Origin of the sequence: Streptomyces sp. NPDC091287 (assembly GCF_044768525.1) — a bacterium.
Classification (GTDB): Bacteria; Actinomycetota; Actinomycetes; order Streptomycetales; family Streptomycetaceae; genus Streptomyces.
This window is the reverse complement of sequence record NZ_JBIVUV010000001.1, coordinates 349,916-365,405: the sequence shown is the minus strand read 5'-3', so window position 1 is coordinate 365,405 and position 15,490 is coordinate 349,916. Positions and strand designations below refer to the sequence as shown.

General features: G+C 71.1%; 15 protein-coding genes. 5 read left to right on the top strand and 10 right to left on the bottom strand.

The features are described from left to right. The first annotated feature begins 10 nt into the window (after positions 1–10). Entirely contained in the window at positions 11–1,936 is a 1,926-nt protein-coding gene (locus ACIQRW_RS01520; RefSeq protein ID WP_403752760.1) for a DUF2264 domain-containing protein, read from the top strand. A 64-nt stretch (positions 1,937–2,000) separates the two neighbouring features. Here ACIQRW_RS01520 and ACIQRW_RS01515 read toward each other — a convergent pair whose 3' ends face one another. The 5 genes from ACIQRW_RS01515 to ACIQRW_RS01495 form a co-directional block, all read right to left on the bottom strand. Next, positions 2,001–2,633 carry a lactate utilization protein C gene (locus ACIQRW_RS01515; RefSeq protein ID WP_403752757.1) on the bottom strand — a complete coding sequence of 211 codons (633 nt, stop codon included), beginning with the start codon at positions 2,631–2,633 and terminating at the stop codon, positions 2,001–2,003. Beyond that, positions 2,630–4,207 (bottom strand): lactate utilization protein B, encoded by a 1,578-nt coding sequence (locus ACIQRW_RS01510; protein ID WP_403752754.1) that lies wholly within the window; start codon positions 4,205–4,207, stop codon positions 2,630–2,632. Before ACIQRW_RS01510 ends, ACIQRW_RS01515 begins: the two co-directional genes overlap by 4 nt. After that, entirely contained in the window at positions 4,204–4,971 is a 768-nt protein-coding gene (locus tag ACIQRW_RS01505) for a (Fe-S)-binding protein (protein ID WP_403752751.1), read from the bottom strand. The genes ACIQRW_RS01510 and ACIQRW_RS01505 overlap by 4 nt, the downstream gene beginning before the upstream one ends. Before the next feature lie 221 nt (positions 4,972–5,192). Beyond that, positions 5,193–5,924, bottom strand: a complete 732-nt coding sequence (locus tag ACIQRW_RS01500) for a FadR/GntR family transcriptional regulator (RefSeq protein WP_403752748.1) — start codon at positions 5,922–5,924, stop codon at positions 5,193–5,195. A 150-nt stretch (positions 5,925–6,074) separates the two neighbouring features. Next, a complete protein-coding gene (locus ACIQRW_RS01495; RefSeq protein ID WP_403752745.1) occupies positions 6,075–6,362 on the bottom strand; it encodes a DUF3040 domain-containing protein in 288 nt (95 codons plus the stop codon). 291 nt (positions 6,363–6,653) lie between these two features. Between ACIQRW_RS01495 and ACIQRW_RS01490 the strand changes: the two genes are divergently transcribed. The 3 genes from ACIQRW_RS01490 to ACIQRW_RS01480 all read left to right on the top strand — a co-directional run bounded on the left by ACIQRW_RS01490 (position 6,654) and on the right by ACIQRW_RS01480 (position 9,286). Continuing rightward, on the top strand, positions 6,654–7,607 hold the full coding sequence (locus ACIQRW_RS01490; RefSeq protein ID WP_403752742.1) for a HAMP domain-containing sensor histidine kinase: 954 nt from the start codon (positions 6,654–6,656) through the stop codon (positions 7,605–7,607). 2 nt (positions 7,608–7,609) lie between these two features. Then, a complete protein-coding gene (locus tag ACIQRW_RS01485) occupies positions 7,610–8,302 on the top strand; it encodes a response regulator (protein ID WP_403752739.1) in 693 nt (230 codons plus the stop codon). A 75-nt stretch (positions 8,303–8,377) separates the two neighbouring features. Next, positions 8,378–9,286 (top strand): DUF2510 domain-containing protein, encoded by a 909-nt coding sequence (locus tag ACIQRW_RS01480; RefSeq protein ID WP_403753462.1) that lies wholly within the window; start codon positions 8,378–8,380, stop codon positions 9,284–9,286. A 99-nt stretch (positions 9,287–9,385) separates the two neighbouring features. Here the strand turns inward: ACIQRW_RS01480 and ACIQRW_RS01475 are convergent, their stop codons facing one another. Both ACIQRW_RS01475 and ACIQRW_RS01470 read right to left on the bottom strand, forming a co-directional pair. Next, entirely contained in the window at positions 9,386–11,452 is a 2,067-nt protein-coding gene (locus ACIQRW_RS01475) for a phosphocholine-specific phospholipase C (protein ID WP_403752736.1), read from the bottom strand. A gap of 90 nt (positions 11,453–11,542) precedes the next feature. Continuing rightward, a complete protein-coding gene (locus ACIQRW_RS01470) occupies positions 11,543–12,199 on the bottom strand; it encodes an alpha/beta hydrolase (protein ID WP_403753459.1) in 657 nt (218 codons plus the stop codon). A gap of 64 nt (positions 12,200–12,263) precedes the next feature. Between ACIQRW_RS01470 and ACIQRW_RS01465 the strand changes: the two genes are divergently transcribed. Next, entirely contained in the window at positions 12,264–12,980 is a 717-nt protein-coding gene (locus tag ACIQRW_RS01465) for a DUF899 domain-containing protein (RefSeq protein ID WP_403752733.1), read from the top strand. Between the two features lie 96 nt (positions 12,981–13,076). Here ACIQRW_RS01465 and ACIQRW_RS01460 read toward each other — a convergent pair whose 3' ends face one another. The 3 genes from ACIQRW_RS01460 to ACIQRW_RS01450 form a co-directional block, all read right to left on the bottom strand. Further along, complete coding sequence (locus ACIQRW_RS01460; RefSeq protein ID WP_403752730.1) at positions 13,077–13,709, bottom strand: DUF2461 family protein; 633 nt, start codon at positions 13,707–13,709, stop codon at positions 13,077–13,079. A gap of 155 nt (positions 13,710–13,864) precedes the next feature. After that, positions 13,865–15,031: a N(5)-(carboxyethyl)ornithine synthase gene (locus ACIQRW_RS01455; RefSeq protein WP_403752727.1), complete on the bottom strand. Its 1,167-nt coding sequence runs from the start codon at positions 15,029–15,031 to the stop codon at positions 13,865–13,867. Positions 15,032–15,161: 130 nt separating this feature from the next. After that, positions 15,162–15,473: an NIPSNAP family protein gene (locus ACIQRW_RS01450; protein WP_403752724.1), complete on the bottom strand. Its 312-nt coding sequence runs from the start codon at positions 15,471–15,473 to the stop codon at positions 15,162–15,164. Positions 15,474–15,490: the final 17 nt, after the last annotated feature.

Below are 15,490 nucleotides of genomic sequence, written 5' to 3'. Positions count from 1 at the left end.
GGATTCCCGCATGACCGTCTCCCTTGGTGCCCTCTTCGAACTCCCTCCGGAAGACCGCGCGTCGAGCCCGTACACCGGATACACCCGCGCCCACTGGGAGGCGGCCGCCGACGGGATGCTGGACGCCGCGTGGAAGTGGGCCACGCCGGGTGGCGCCCGGCTCGACCTGCCCGGCCCCCCGTCGCACTCGGGTGTCCGCTCCGACGGGCTGGAGGGGTACGCGCGCACGTTCCTGGCGGCCGGCTTCCGGGTCGCGGGGGCGGGCGGCAAGGACCCGAACGGCCTGCTGGAGCGGTACGCGGACGGGCTCGACGCCGGTACGCGGACACCGGGCCGGGACGACGCGGAGTCCTGGCCGCTGATCCTGGACCACGATGTGCGGGGGCAGCCCATGGTGGAGTCCGCCTCGGTGGCCCTGGGGCTGCGGCTCACCCGGCCCTGGCTCTGGGACCGGCTGACGCCCGACGTGCGGGACCGGGCGGAGCACTGGCTGCGGGGCGCGCTGCGGCACGTTCCGGCGGGCAACAACTGGTATCTCTTCCCGTACACCGTGGCCGGATTCCTGGAGTCGGTGGGCCGGGGCGACGCGGAGACGGCACGGGCCCGGGAGCGGGCTCTGGAGCTGCTGGAGAGCTGGTACCGGGGCGACGGCTGGTACGCCGACGGGGACGGGCGCGCCTTTGACCACTACAACGGCTGGGCGTTGCACCTGTATCCGCTGCTCGACGCCCATCTGTCGGGCGACGCGCGGGAGTCGGCGCGGCACGGGGCGCGGTTGCGCGAGCATCTGGAGAGCTTCTCGATGATGTTCGGCGGCGACGGGGCCCCGCTGCATTTCGGGCGCTCGCTGACCTATCGCTTCGCCGCGGGCGCGGGTGTGGGTCTGGGCGCGGTGACCGGACACACACCGCTCGCCCCGGGGGCGTCCCGGCGGGTGGTCAGCGGGGCGCTGCGGTACTTCCTGGAGCGCGGCGCGGTCGACGGTAGCGGGCTGTTGAGCCTCGGCTGGCACGGCCCGCACGCGGCGACGCTGCAGACCTACTCCGGCCCCGCGTCGCCTTATTGGGCGTCGAAGGCGTTCGTGTCCCTGTTGGCTCCCGCCGAGCATCCATTCTGGTCGTCGCCGGAGGAGGCGGCGCCGAGCGAGGGACCCGACCGGGTGCTGTCCGTGCCCGCGGCGGGCTTTCTGGTGCAGTCGACGGGGGCGGACGGCGTGGTGCGGCTGCACAACCACGGCAGCGACCATGTCCGCCCGGACGAGGGCGAGTCCGCGGTCGACGAGGACCCGCACTACGCGCGGCTCGCGTACTCCACCGTGACCGGGCCCACCTCGGCGGCGAACACCGCGGACAACCATCTGTCGGTGACGGTCGGCGGGGCGCGCAGCGCACGGCGGCGCATCCATCCGCTCGGGTCCGGGCACGGCGACGGCTGGGGCTGGGCGGCCTCCTGGCACCTGCCGGTCTTTCGGGCGGGCCCGTCCACCGTCCCCGGGCTGCGGGTGGAGAGCGCGATCGTGGCACGGGGCCGCCATGAACTGCGGGTGCACCGGGTGCTGGGCGCGCCGGACGGGGCGCGGGCCGAGCTGACGGGCTGGGCCACCGGCCCCGGCGGCACGGTGCGCTCACGGTTGTGGGGGCTGCACGGCTGGGAGGCCCCCGAGGACGTACGGGTCCCGCAGGGGACGGCGTTCGCCCGTTGGGCGACCGTGCCGCGGCTCGGCGCCGACGTGACCGGCACGGTGGTCCTGGCCGCCCTGGCCTCCCTCACCGCCGCCCCGGAGGCCGACCCGGAGCCCGCCGAGGTGGTGGGCCGGGTGAGGGTGGCCGGTGACACGGTCGAGGTGCGCTGGGCGCAGGACGGGGCGCGGACGCGGATCACGTTCGGCGGTGCGGCGGTGACGGTGGATCACGGGCCGGCGGGCACCGCCGCCTGAGGCCTCTCGTGCGGATCAGGCCGGACCGGGAAGCCCGGCCTGCTCCGAACGCGAGGCCCCGGTGCTACGCGTCCGTGCGGATCACCACCACCAGCGTCCGGGGGCCGTGCACGCCCTCCACCCGCTCCAGCTCGATGTCGGAGGTGGCGGACGGGCCGCTGATCAGGGTCGTCGGCCGTTCGGGCACCAGGCGCGCCACCGCCTCGGGCACACCCACCTCGACGGTGGAGAGGTCCACGACGCACAGGTGCAGATCGGGGACGAGGGACAGCGCCCGGCGACCCTGGCCGGGCGAACCGTCCAGGAAGATCGTGCCGGTCTCGGCGCAGCCGGCGGCCGACGCCGTCACCACCGCGTCCAGGGCGTCGAGTTGTGAGGGCGGGACATCGGCGTCGTCCTGCCGCACCTCGCCGTCGTACCTCGCGAGCCAGTGCGCGTCCAGCCCGGCCGGCACGCCGATGCGGCGGACGCCGTGCTCCCGCAGGACGTCGCCGACGACCTCGGCGGTGCGGCCGGCCGTACAAGGGTGCACCCGCGCCTTGTAGTCGAGGAGCCGGTCGGTGAACAGGGCGAGGCGTTCGTCGTCGGGCAGGACCCGTCCGGTGCGGTAGGCGCGCGGGACGACGACGGCAGGTGTCGGGGCCAGCGCGAGGGCGTCGCGGATCCGGCCCAGCACGGTGTCGCGGGCAGTGTTCATGTCGCGTCCTCCTCGTCGTGCCCGCCGCCGGGGGCCGTGGTGCCGGGTCCGTCCGGAGCCGCGGCGTCGTGTTCGTCGGCCGCGGCCCGCAGGGCGGCCGCGCCCTCGTCGGAGGCGAACCAGGAGCGGAAGGTCTCCCGGGGCGGGGCCGCGGTGTCACGGCTGTCGCTCCAGCCGCTGAGCGGTGGGGGCAGCCGCGAGATCGTCCCGTCGCGCCCCGCGATGACGCGGCCGAGCCCGGACGCCTTCTGCGCGGCGGTGTATACGGCCGGTCGGCGCATCACGGCGGCGGCCGCCTTCATCACCAGCTTCTCCGGTGTGACACCGGTCTGTTCGGTGTGCTGATGGCGCAACTCCACCAGCAGCGAGGGGATGTCGATCTTGACCGGGCAGGCGTCGAAGCAGGCCCCGCAGAGGCTGGAGGCGTACGGCAGGGAGCTGTTCGGGTCGTCCTTCGCCGCGTGCATTCCGGCCAGTTGCGGAGTGAGGACGGCGCCGATGGGTCCGGGGTAGGTCGATCCGTAGGCGTGACCGCCGGTCCGCTCGTACACCGGGCAGACGTTGAGGCAGGCGGAACAGCGGATGCAGTTGAGGGCCGCGCGTCCGATGGCGTCGGCGAGGGCGGCGGTGCGGCCGTTGTCGAGGAGGACCAGGTGGAAGTCGCGCGGACCGTCGCCGGGCGTCGCCCCGGTCCACAGCGAGGTGTAGGGGTTCATCCGCTCCCCCGTCGAGGAGCGGGGCAGGAGCTGGAGGAAGACCTCCAGGTCCTGGTAGCGCGGAATCACCTTCTCGATGCCCATCACGGTGATGAGCGTCTCGGGCAGGGTCAGGCACATGCGTCCGTTGCCCTCGGACTCGACGACGGCGAGCGTGCCGGTCTCGGCGACACCGAAGTTGGCGCCGGAGACGGCGACCTTCGTCGAGAGGAACTTCTCGCGGAGGTAGCGGCGGGCTGCGGCGGCGAGGTGGGCGGGGACGTTGTCCAGATCCGGGTCGACGCCGGGGATCCGGTCGAGGAAGATCTGACGGATCTCGTCCCGGTTGCGGTGGATCGCGGGCACCAGGATGTGTGAGGGCTTGTCGTGGGCGAGCTGCACGATGAGCTCGGCGAGATCGGTCTCGTACGGGGTGATGCCGACGGACTCCAGGTGTTCGTTGAGTCCGGTCTCCTGGGTCGCCATCGACTTGACCTTGATGACCTCGTCGCTGCCCGCGGCCTTCACGAGCCGGGCGACGATCTCGTTGGCCTCGGTCGCGTCGCGCGCCCAGTGCACGGTGCCGCCGCGCTCGGTGACCTTGCGCTCCAGTTGTTCGAGCAGTTCGGGCAGCCGGTTCATGGCGTCGGTCTTGATGGCGGAGCCCGCGTCCCGCAGGGCTTCCCAGTCGGGCAGTTCGCCGGTGACGCTCAGGCGTTTGGCGCGGATGGTGCCGGTGGCGCGGCCGAGGTTGCGGCGGAGCTGGTCGTTGCCCAGTTCGTCGTGGGCGGCGCGGGGAAAGGCCCGGTCGCCGCGGAGGTTGCCGGTGCCGTACGGGGAGCGGGGCGGCGGGGCGGGCATGCCGAGGAACGTGCTCATGCGGTGGCCTCCGTCAGGACGTCGGGCGTGGTGCGGGTCGCGGCGAGGATCCGGGCGAGGTGCAGGGTGCGGGTCCCGGACCGGATCCGGGAGAGCCCGCCGCCGATGTGCATCAGGCAGGAGGAGTCCCCGGCGGTGCAGACCTCCGCCCCGGTCGCCGTGATGCTTGCCGTCTTGTCATGGAGCATCGCGGTGGACGTCTCGGCGTTCTTCAGCGCGAAGGTGCCGCCGAATCCGCAACAGGAGTCGGCCTCCGCCAACTCGACGAGGTCGATCCCCTCGACCGCGCGCAGGAGCCGGAGCGGTTTGTCGCCGACCCGGAGCATCCGCAGCGAGTGGCAGGTGGGGTGGTACGTCACCCGGTGCGGGAAGTACGCGCCGACCCGGGTGACGCCGAGGACGTCCACGAGAAGTTCGGAGAGCTCGTACGTCTTCGCGGCGACGGCGTCCACTCCGGCGCGGAGCGCGGCGTCCCCGTAGCGGTCGGCGACGATCCGGTGCTGATGCCGGACGGACCCGGCGCACGAGCCCGACGGCATCACGACCGCCTCGATCGAGGCGTCGCCGAACCCGTCCGCGAAGTTGCGTACCAGGGGCACGGGTTCGCGCTGGTAGCCGGTGTTGATGTGCATCTGCCCGCAGCAGGTCTGGCCCGGCGGGAACACCACCTCGTGGCCCAGGCGCGTGAGCAGGATCGCGGTGGCCTTCACCGCGTCGGGGAAGAGCGTGTCCCCCAGACAGGTGGCGAAGAGTCCGATGCGCATGGAGCCTCCCCGGTCGGGTTCTTCGCGGCGGTCGAGTGTCCGTCGCGTTTCACTATGAGGTTTCTATGGTCGGACCATACTAGGCACAGGCCGTTGAAGGGAACGTCCGCGCCACGCGTCGTGCGGCACACCGTGCACAAGTCCCGGACAGCGCGTCATGCGGGCACACGCCATTCAGGACACCGCGTGCCGGAGCAGGGGCCCGCTCGGACTGCGTGCTCCTACGGCGTGATGGGGCCTTCCACCAGCGTCCCGTGCAGTCCCCGGATATGCCGCTCCACCAGGTCCGCGGCTTCTCCGCCCCGTCCTTCCCGTACCAGCGCGAGGAGGGCCTCGTGCTCGGCGTTGAGCGCGCGAGCCGTGGCCGGCCAGTCCTCGGCGGCTTCCAGGGCGCGCAGGATCAGCGGCCGCACGGACTCGCGTACGGCGGCGGTGAGCGTGGACGTCAGGGCGTTGCCGGAGCTGCGGGCGATGAGCACATGGAAGCGGGTGTCCAGATCGTTGAAGCCGCTCACCCCGATGCCCTGCTGCGCCATGCCCGCCACCAGCTCCGCCGCCTCGTCGAGGTCCTCGGGCGGTGCTTGGCAGGCGGCGGCCTCGAAGCTGGACCGCTCCAGGACCACCCGGGCCTCCAGAACGTCCTGGAGGCTGTAGCTGCCGAGGGCGAAGTGGAGTCGGAGCAGTCGGCCCAGGGCGTCGTCCGGGTTGCGCACGATACGGGCCCCGGCGTCGGGTCCCCGGCCGGGCTGGGCCACCAGGACACCGATGGTCTCCAGCACCCGGAGCGCCTCGCGCAGGGCGGAGCGGCTGACGCCGAGCACCGGAGCCAGTTCCCGTTCGGGCGGCAGCCGGTCACCGGCGCGGAGCTCTCCGGCGAAGACCCGCTCCTCGATGCTGCGGAGCACGAGTTCATGGGTGCGGGACTGCCGCACGGGCTGCCATTCGACGGGCATCCGTCACTCCCTGCCTCGGCCGGATCCGGACAGGCAGCCTATGTCACACCGAGCGTGTGGTCGGACCTCAGCGAGCGGTCGGACCTGAACGAGTGGTCGGGCCTCAGCGTGTTGATCGGAGATGCGGGCATCGCCGGGAGGGGGCGGGGGTCAGGGGGCGCTGGGGATGTCCCGCCCGTGCAGGCGCCCGCGCTGCGGGTCGAAGAGCTGGGCCGCCGCTCCGGAGACGACCAGGCCGGCGGCGATCAGGAGACCGTGGCCCACGGCGATACCGGTGCCCAGTGCGGCGAGCCCGACGGCGAGCCACACCCAGGCGTGGCGGCGGCGGTACTCGCGCGGGGTGCGCGGGGTCCCGCCGGACATCGCCTCGGCGAACCCGGGATCGTCGTGACGCAGCTGCTCCTCCAGGTCACGCAGCTGCTCGTCGTACGTGGGCATGGTGTCTCCCTCCCGGTACGGAAACCCTCTCGGCTCCTGATGCCCCGGTCCCCGCGGTGCGGCACGGGGCAGGGCCCCCTGGGGCCCTGGCCTCATGGTCGTCGGGGGAGGCCTCCGGGGACCATCGGGGGCAGCACCCATATCCGGGGGTGCGCACCATGCAGACCGGGCGCGCGCGTGGGGTGTCGGAGTGGCGGGTCCGGGCGGCGACGGCCGTCCACCCGCGCAGCGGCGATAGTGGAGGCTGGCAGCGCGCCCGTGCGACCCGACCTCCGAAGGAGCCGTTCGACCTTGTCCCTGTTCTGGCGGATCTTCCTGCTCAACGCAGCCGTGCTGGTGGCGGCCGGCGCCCTGCTGCTGCTCGGGCCGATCACCATCTCCACCCCGGTCCTGCTGACCGAGGCCATGATCCTGACCGGCGGCATCGCTTTCATGCTCGCGGCCAACGCGGCCCTCCTCCGGCTCGGCCTCTTCCCGCTCCAGCGGGTCACCCGCGCGATGACGACCACCGATCTGCTGCGTCCGAGCCCGCGTCCCGAGGTCGCGGGGCACGGTGAGATCGCCGCGCTGATCGAGACGTTCAACACGATGCTGGACCGGCTGGAGGCCGAGCGGGCCACCAGCAGCGCCCGCGCGCTCTCCGCGCAGGAGGCCGAGCGCCGCCGTGTGGCGCAGGAGCTGCACGACGAGGTCGGGCAGACGCTGACCGCGGTTCTGCTGGAGCTGAAGCGGGTCGCCGACCATGCCCCGGAGCCGTTGCGCGGGGAGTTGCGCCAGGTCCAGGAGATCACCCGGGGGTCGCTCGACGAGATCCGCCGGATCGCGCGCCGGCTGCGGCCCGGGGTGCTGGAGGAGCTGGGCCTGGTGAGCGCGCTGACGGCGCTGATCACCGAGACCCCGACGCCGGACGGGCTGACGATCCGCCGCCGGATGGGTAAGGACCTGCCCGAGTTGGGCGCCGAGGCCGAACTGGTCGTCTACCGGATCGCGCAGGAAGCCCTCACCAACACCGTCCGGCATGCCCGCGCCACCCGGCTCGAACTGTCGCTGCGGCCCAGCCCCGGCGGAGTGGAGCTGCGCATCCGCGACGACGGCCGCGGCCTCGGGGACGCCCCGGAGGGGGCGGGACTGCGCGGTATGCGTGAACGCGCGCTGCTGATCGGCGCCGAGGTCTTCCTCGGTTCCGGCCCGCAGGGCGGCACCGAAGTACGTCTCGATGTGCCCGTCCCGAACGGAAGCCAGTGACCATGCCCACCTCACCGTCCATCGCCACGCCTTCCAGGGGCGCGACCGCTCCGACCCGCATCCTGCTGGCGGACGATCACGCCCTCGTGCGTCGCGGCGTCCGGCTGATCCTCGACGGCGAACCGGACCTGACGGTCGTCGCCGAGGCGGGCGACGGCGCCGAGGCCATCGAGATGGCCCGCGCCGAACGGCCCGACCTGGCCATTCTGGATATCGCGATGCCCCGCCTGACCGGCCTCCAGGCGGCGCGCGAGCTGTCCCGGGTGATGCCGGGTCTGCGGATCCTGATGCTCACGATGTACGACAACGAGCAGTACTTCTTCGAGGCGTTGAAGGCGGGGGCGGCCGGGTACGTCCTCAAGTCGGTCGCGGACCGGGACCTGGTGGAGGCCTGCCGGGCGGCGATGCGCGACGAGCCGTTCCTCTACCCGGGCGCGGTGACCGCGCTCATCCGCAACTTCCTCGACCGGGCCAGGGACGGCGAGGACCTGCCGGCGCGGGCCATCACGGAGCGCGAGGAGGAGATCCTCAAGCTGGTCGCCGAGGGCCACTCCTCCAAGGAGATCGCCGAGCTGCTCGTCATCAGCGTCAAGACCGTGGAGCGGCACCGCGCCAACCTGCTCCAGAAGCTCGGTCTGCGCGACCGCCTGGAGCTCACCCGCTACGCGATCCGCGCCGGGCTGATCGAACCCTGACCCACGGGATCGAGGGCGGCGCGGACAGTTCATGTGATTCTCACCCGGTCCGCATAGGGTGCCCCCGTGACCCAGATGACCCCGCCCGGCTGGCATCCAGACCCCGGGCACTCAGGCAATGGCCCCGCTCAGGAACGCTGGTGGGACGGAGCGCAGTGGACCGGCCATGTCCGCGCGTCGCCCGGCGCGGCGCGCCGTCGCGGGATCCGCATCGGTGTCGGTGTGACGGTGGGCGCGGTGGTGCTCGCCGCCATCGGGGGCGGCGTGTATCTGCTCGGCGAGGACAGCGGCGGCCGGCCGGACACGGCGGCCTCCTCGCCGTCCGCCGTCCCCGATCTGCCGGGCGCACCGGACGGCGGTGAGAAGGACGGCCAGGAGGGCGACGGGGGGAACGGCGGGGAGAACGGAGACGGTCAGGGCCCCGGTGAACAGCTCCCGCCGACCGAACCGGGCTTCGCCACGGACCTGGCCGCAGGGATCAGCCTCCCGGTGCCCAAGGGCTGGAAGGGAACCTCCGGGGCGGTCGGCGCCGGACTGACGACGGGTGAGCACCCGTGCCCCGGCGACACCGCCGAGACCTGCGTGCGCGGCGGAGTGTTCTCCGCCCCGGCGGCCGCCATGAAGCTCACCGCGGGGACGCCCGAGGAGGCGGCCAAGAAGGACATCGCCCTCAACGCGCAGGAGTCCTACGGCGGTAAGAGCTACGGGAAGATCTCCTCGCACGAGGAGCTGAAGTCCGAAGCCGTCACGGTGGCGGGCGGCAAGGGCTATGTCGTGCGCTGGAAGGTGGTGACGGAGAAGGGCGACGACGGCTACGTGGAATCGCTGGTGTTCCCCTCCCCCACCTCCAAGGGCATGCTCGTCGTGGTCCGGTCCGGTTTCGACGTCAACAAGGACGCGCCGAAGCTGTCCGTCCTGGACGACATCACCCGCGGGATCAAGGCCGCGTCCGGTGCCGGAGGAGGCGGCGGCGGAGCCGTCTGAACCGCCCCGCCCGGCGTCGCGTGACCGGCGGCGGCCCGGACCGTTCGAACGCGGGGACGGTCCGGGCCCCGCCGTTTCGCTGTCGGGTACTCCGTCTCGTCAGCCCGTGGCCGTTGCCGGGTCGCTGACCCCGGCGGCCCCCGTCTCGACATGACCGGCGAAGCGGCGCAGGAAGGCCGGAGCACCCTCGGCCGTGACGGACACGTCGTACCAGCGCCTTCCCGCCCTCAGGTCCATGGTGCGCGACACGGTGGCGCCGGGCCGGACGGTGACCGACTGCTCCGCTCCCCCGTAGGCGTCGGCGTTGGAGAGCGTGAGGCGCACCTCGGTGTCGCCGGGGTTGGTGAGGGTCAGGTCGAGGTTGCCGCTCCCGTCGTTGTGGCGGGCGGTGACCTCGGGACCGGCGGTGGAACCCGGGCTCCTGAACGTACGGAGGAAACCGTTGGGGCCATGGACCGTGAGGTCGTGGGTACCGCCGGAGTAGGCGGAGTTCCAGGCGTCCGACACCGTGCGGCCGGCCTCGGCGGTGTACGTCCACGGGGCGTCGGTCCGGTTCCCGGAGGTGACGTAGAACTGCGCGCCGGCCGCCGTGCCCGGGCTGAAGGTGAGCGCGATCTTCCCGGTGCCCGCGTCGACGGCGCCGTCGACGTACGGGGCGTACGGGAGCGGCCGGGCGGGTCGGCTGCCCGGCTCCTGCTTCGGCAGCGACCCGACGGCGGGCGGGGTGGGCCGGTAGTCGGGGTGACGTTCGCGGTCCGGGGGCTCGTAGGCGGAGGTGTCCGGCAGGTCGCCGGGGGCGGGCTCGGTGCGGGCGAAGTCGAAGGCGGAGGTCAGGTCGCCGCAGACGGCACGCCGCCACGGTGAGATGTTCGGCTCGCGCACGCCGAAGCGCTGCTCCATGAACCGCAGGACCGAGGTGTGGTCGAAGGTCTCGGAGCAGACGTAGCCGCCGGTGCTCCAGGGCGAGACGACCAGCATCGGGACGCGCGGCCCGAGCCCGTAGACACCGGGGCCGTACGAGGCGCCGCCCGCGTACACCTCGGTCGAGGTGTCGGCCGTGGACAGGCCCCGGTCGGCGGAGGTCGGCGGATAGGGCGGCACGACGTGGTCGAAGAAGCCGTCGTTCTCGTCGTAGGTGATGAACAGGGCGGTCCGGCTCCACACCTCGGGGTCGGACGTCAGCGCGTCCAGCAGCCGCGCGATGTACCAGGCGCCGTAGTTGGAGGGAAAGTTGGAGTGCTCGGTGAAGGCTTCCGGGGCGGCGACCCAGGAGATCCGCGGCAGTGTTCCGGCCCGGACGTCGGCGGCGATGCCGTCGAAGTAGCCGTCGCCGCCGGCCACGTTCGTGCCGGTGCGTGCCTTGTCGTACAGCGGGTTCCCGGGCTGGGCGTCGCGGTACTTGTCGAAGTAGAGCAGCGAGTTGTCACCGTAGTTGCCCCGGTAGGCGTCGTCGATCCAGCCCCAGCCGCCGGGGCCGTCCAGGCCGTCGCCGATGTCCTGGTAGATCTTCCAGGAGACTCCGGCCTCTTCCAGTCGTTCGGGGTACGTCGTCCAGCCGTAGCCGCGCTCCTCGTTGCCGAGGACGGGTCCGCCGCCGGTGCCGTCGTTGCCGGTGTGCCCCGACCAGAGGTAGTAGCGGTTGGGGTCGGTGGCCCCGATGAACGAGCAGTGGTAGGCGTCGCACACGGTGAACCGGTCGGCGAGCGCGTAGTGGAAGGGAATGTCGTCCCGGGTCAGATGGGCCATCGTGGTGGGCGTCTTGGCCGGGATCCAGCGGTCGTACCGCCCGTCGTTGTACGCCCGGTGGCCGCCCGCCCAGTCGTGGTTGAGGCCCTGGAGGAACTGCATCCCCAGGTCGTCGGCGGTCGGGTGGAACGGCAGGGTCTCCTTGCCCGTCGCGTCGGCCTGGTGCCAGACGGACTTCCCGCTCGGCAGCGTCACGGGCCGCGGGTCCCCGAACCCCCGCACGCCTTTCAACGCCCCGAAGTAGTGGTCGAAGGAACGGTTCTCCTGCATCAGGACGACGATGTGTTCGACATCCTGGAGCGTCCCGGAAGCCCGGTGGGCGGGGATGGCGGCGGCGCGGTCGATGCTGCCCGACAGTGCGGCGAATCCCGCCGTCGCACCGGCTATCTGGAAGAAGCGGCGCCGATTCATATCAGCCATGAGTGAGGGGCCTCTTGGAGTGTGGGGAACAGAAGCGAACAGGATGTTCCAAGAGAATCGAACAGAACGGAAGAGGCCGTGACGGATCGGTTAACGCCGAATGAGTTCCTCCAGGAGTTCGGCGAGGAGACCGGGGTGCCCCACGAACGGGGAGTGGCCCGTCCGCCACTCACGTACCTCGGTGCACCGCGCGGCCATCTTCCGTTGCAGAGCGGGGTCGATGGCCCGGTCCTGGCCGCAGACGACGTAGGTGGAGGGCGTGTCCTTCCAGCTGTGATGGAGCGGGACTCCTCGTCCGCAGCCGGGAGCTTGCGGACGGAGCAGGCCGACCGCCCAGGCGGCGAGGGGTTCGGAGCAGCCGTTGTAGAGAACCTCGGTGGCCAGATCGGGACGCAGACTGGTCGATCCGTCGGGCTCGGGGTTGATCGCCTCCTGGAGTCGCGGCGACGCCCCGCCCAGGGTGGCCGCGCTTTCGCCGGTGTCCGGCACGAAGGCCGTCAGATAGACCAGCTGTCCCGCTCCGCGCACTCCGGTGATCACCGACCCGCCGTAGGAGTGGCCGAGCACGAGCGGAGGCTTTGCCGTCAAGTCGACGGCGGCCTGGACCGCCGCGGTGTCGGCGGACAGCGAGCCTCGGTGGAGCTCGGGAACGACGACCTCGATTCCCGCGGTCCGCAAGCGTTCCGCCACCCTGACGAAGTGCTCGGGACGGTGGTACAGGCCATGAACCAGCACAACGGCAGACAGAGCACCCGCCTCCTCACGTAACGTTCCGACAGCTGGAAATGTACGACGACAGCGAGGACCGAAAATGAACAGTCCGGCGATTGTGTCGAGAGAAGAATGGTTAGCGGCCCGGAAGGAACTGCTGGCGCGGGAGAAGCAGTTCGACCGGGAACGGGACGCGCTCAGCGCACAGCGCCGGGCCCTTCCCATGGTCGAGGTCACCGAACCGTACGTCTTCGAGGGTCCGGACGGCACGGCAAGCCTCGTCGACCTGTTCGACGGTCGCAGCCAGCTCATCGTCTACCACTTCATGCTGGCACCCGACTGGGAGGCCGGCTGCACCGGATGTTCGCTCCTCGCCGACAACATCGGCCACCTGGCGCATCTGCACGCGGCCCGGACGTCATTCGCCGCTGTCTCGCGCGCGCCCCTCCCGAGGATCACGAAGTTCCGTGAACGCATGGAGTGGACCTTTCCCTGGTTTTCCTCCCACGGGACGTCGTTCAACTACGATTTCCACGTCACCATGGATGAATCCGTGACGCCCGTGCTCTTCAACTTCCGCACGAAGGAAGAGCTGCGGGAGGCCGGAGTCGGGTCCTGGGCCCTGAGCGGCGAGCAGCACGGCCTGAGCGTCTTCCTCCGCGAGGGCGACCGTGTGTTTCACACCTACTCGACGTACTCGCGTGGCACCGATCTCCTCAACGGCACCTTCAACTACCTAGACCTGACCCCCCTCGGGCGCCAGGAGGAGGCCGGGATCATGGACTGGGTCCGCCACCACGACGACTACGGCGGCTAGGGTCTCTCGTTCGGATCGCTACGGACTCATCCGCTGGAAGTACCGCACGACCCTTCCCGGTCACGCTCTGACGTACCGAGCGGTGCCCTCGTCAGGTCAGGCGGCGCGCTTCACGTGGCGGACCAGCCACATCAGCAGGGCGTCCAGGTCGGCGGCGGCCGAGAGGACCCGGTCGACCGCCTCCGGGGTGTGCAGCCACTCCTCGCAGCCGAGGGGACGTGCGGCGATCAGAGAGCGGTGGCGCAGCAGGTTCGTACGGGGGTGGTCTGTCGGATAGCCGCTCAGGGGGCGTTTCATCACGTCCCCGGAGATGTCGTAGCCCTTCTTCCGCACATCCTCGACGATGGCGGACAGTTCGCGGCCGCTCCCCTCGGAGGCCACGGCTTTGCGGAACATGTCCACCTGGCCGGGATCGGGGTACCACCAGGCGCCCTGGATCCGCAGGCCGTCCAGGGAGAACCGGAGACCGATCTCAACCTTGCGGCCCAGCCGAATCACCGCGCCCTGGTGCTGCCACCACCAGGAGTCGGTGCGGTAGTGCCAGACGGAGAAGTCCTCGTACCGGGGGTCGGCGTCCGCGACTTCGTTGAGGAGGGCGATCATCGGCTGCCGGACCAGGCGTTCGCGGTCCGCGCGGCAGCGCTCGCGGGTCGCGTGGGCCGGTTCGCCCTGGAGCTGCCACAACACGTCCATGGCCTGCTCCGGCCAGCCGGTGAACTGTCCGCGCATGCGCGCAGAATAGCTCACCCCTGATCGGCGCGCGGAGAGCAGGACGGGCAAGGTGCGTAACCCCCGGACCAGGCGGGAGGAACCTCGACGTCTTCGACTTCCGGCTCAGTCACGAGCCCCGTCCCACTCCGGGACCTGGGCCGGACTCGGCTCTCTCATGGCCCGGTTCGGAGCAACGCGTGCGGGTACTGTTCGGCGCGGTGCTGGAAGGCCAGGATCGCGGGGTTCCGGACGGTGCCGCCGCGGATCTCGATCGCCCGGCTGATCGTGCGGTTGTCGTCCCATCCTGCGGGCCCTTCGAGGACCGGCCGCAGGAACGGGATCAGCGCCTCGCTGTTCTCCCAGGTGGCCGCATCCCACAGGTGGGAGGGGCTGTGGTCCACGGCGTAGTAGTGGACCTGGTCGCCGACGGTGAACATCGGCTCGTCGAAGGTGGTGGGCCGAGCCCAGGTGAAGCCCATGCCCTCGTCGCAGGAGACATCGATGACGAGGGTGCCGGGCGCGAGCTTCGGCAGGTCCTCCTCTATCAGGAACATCAGCGGTGCCGCGGTGTCCTGCAGCACGCAGTTGACGATGATGTCGTGCCCGGCGAGGAAATCGGCCAGGGGCTCCGGGCCGTCCTCAGTGAGCGCGATGCTGCGCCGCGGGTCGAGGGTGGCTTCGGCCACTTCGTGGTCGAAGCGCACGATGCGTGCCGAGTGGATGGGTGAGCTGACGGCGGCGGTGCCGCGGGCGGTCAACACGTCCACGTCGTGAACGCCCAGAGCGCTGAGCGCGGTCACGGCGCCCCGCGCGGTGGCGCCGAATCCGATCACCGCCGCCCGCCGCCGCCGCCCGTAGTCACCGGTCGCCCCCGTCAGCTGCATGGCATGCAGCACTGACGAGTAGCCCGCCAGCTCGTTGTTCTTGTGGAAGACGTGCAGGCTGAATCCGCCTTGCCTGGTCCAGTGGTTCATCGCCTCGAAGGCGATCACTGTGAGCTTGCGGTCGATGGCGGCCTGCGTGACCTTCTCATCCTGAACACAGTGCGGCCACCCCCACAGCACCTGCCCGTCCCGCAGCTCCGCCAGATCTTCGTGCACCGGTTTGGCCAGCACGATGACGTCACACTCTGCGATCAGCTCCTCGCGTGAACGGAAGCCGGCGACCCAGGGTGCGAGCTGATGGTCCGGCACACCGAAGTGCTCTCCGTAATCGGTCTGCAGGTAGATGCTGGGCCGAAGGTCGACATCGATGCGTGCGAAGTGTGCTGGGTGGACCGGCAGACGACGCTCGTTCTCTTTGCGGGACTGCGACATGATTCCGAGCTTGAACTGCTGCACAGGGCCCCTTTGATTGTCCCCTGTCTAACACACGCGGGAGCCCGGGGACACCGTGGGCTCTACCCCCGCCGCAGGACTGCACCACGGCCGGCCCCGTACGACCCACCCGACGAGACTTTGCGGACACGACCTAGGAAAGGCCGTCGAGCGGCCGGAGGAAGCGGCGTTCGTACCGTTTGATGCAGCGGGTGTCACGGGCCAGCCGAAACGCCTCCTGGCACTCGGGGTCGGACATGCTGTCCGTGCGGTACTGCTCGTACGCGGCCAAGCTGGGGAAGGAGAAGAGGGCGTAGGCGATGTCGCTGTCGCCCTCACTCGGCAGGAAGTAGCCGTGGTGCGTTCCGCCGAAACGGTTGACGAGGCGGACCCAGCGACGACCGTACTCCTCGAAATCCTCGAGCTTGTCCGCGTCGATCTCGTACTTCAGGTGAATGGTGATCATGCCTGCATGATGCCGTG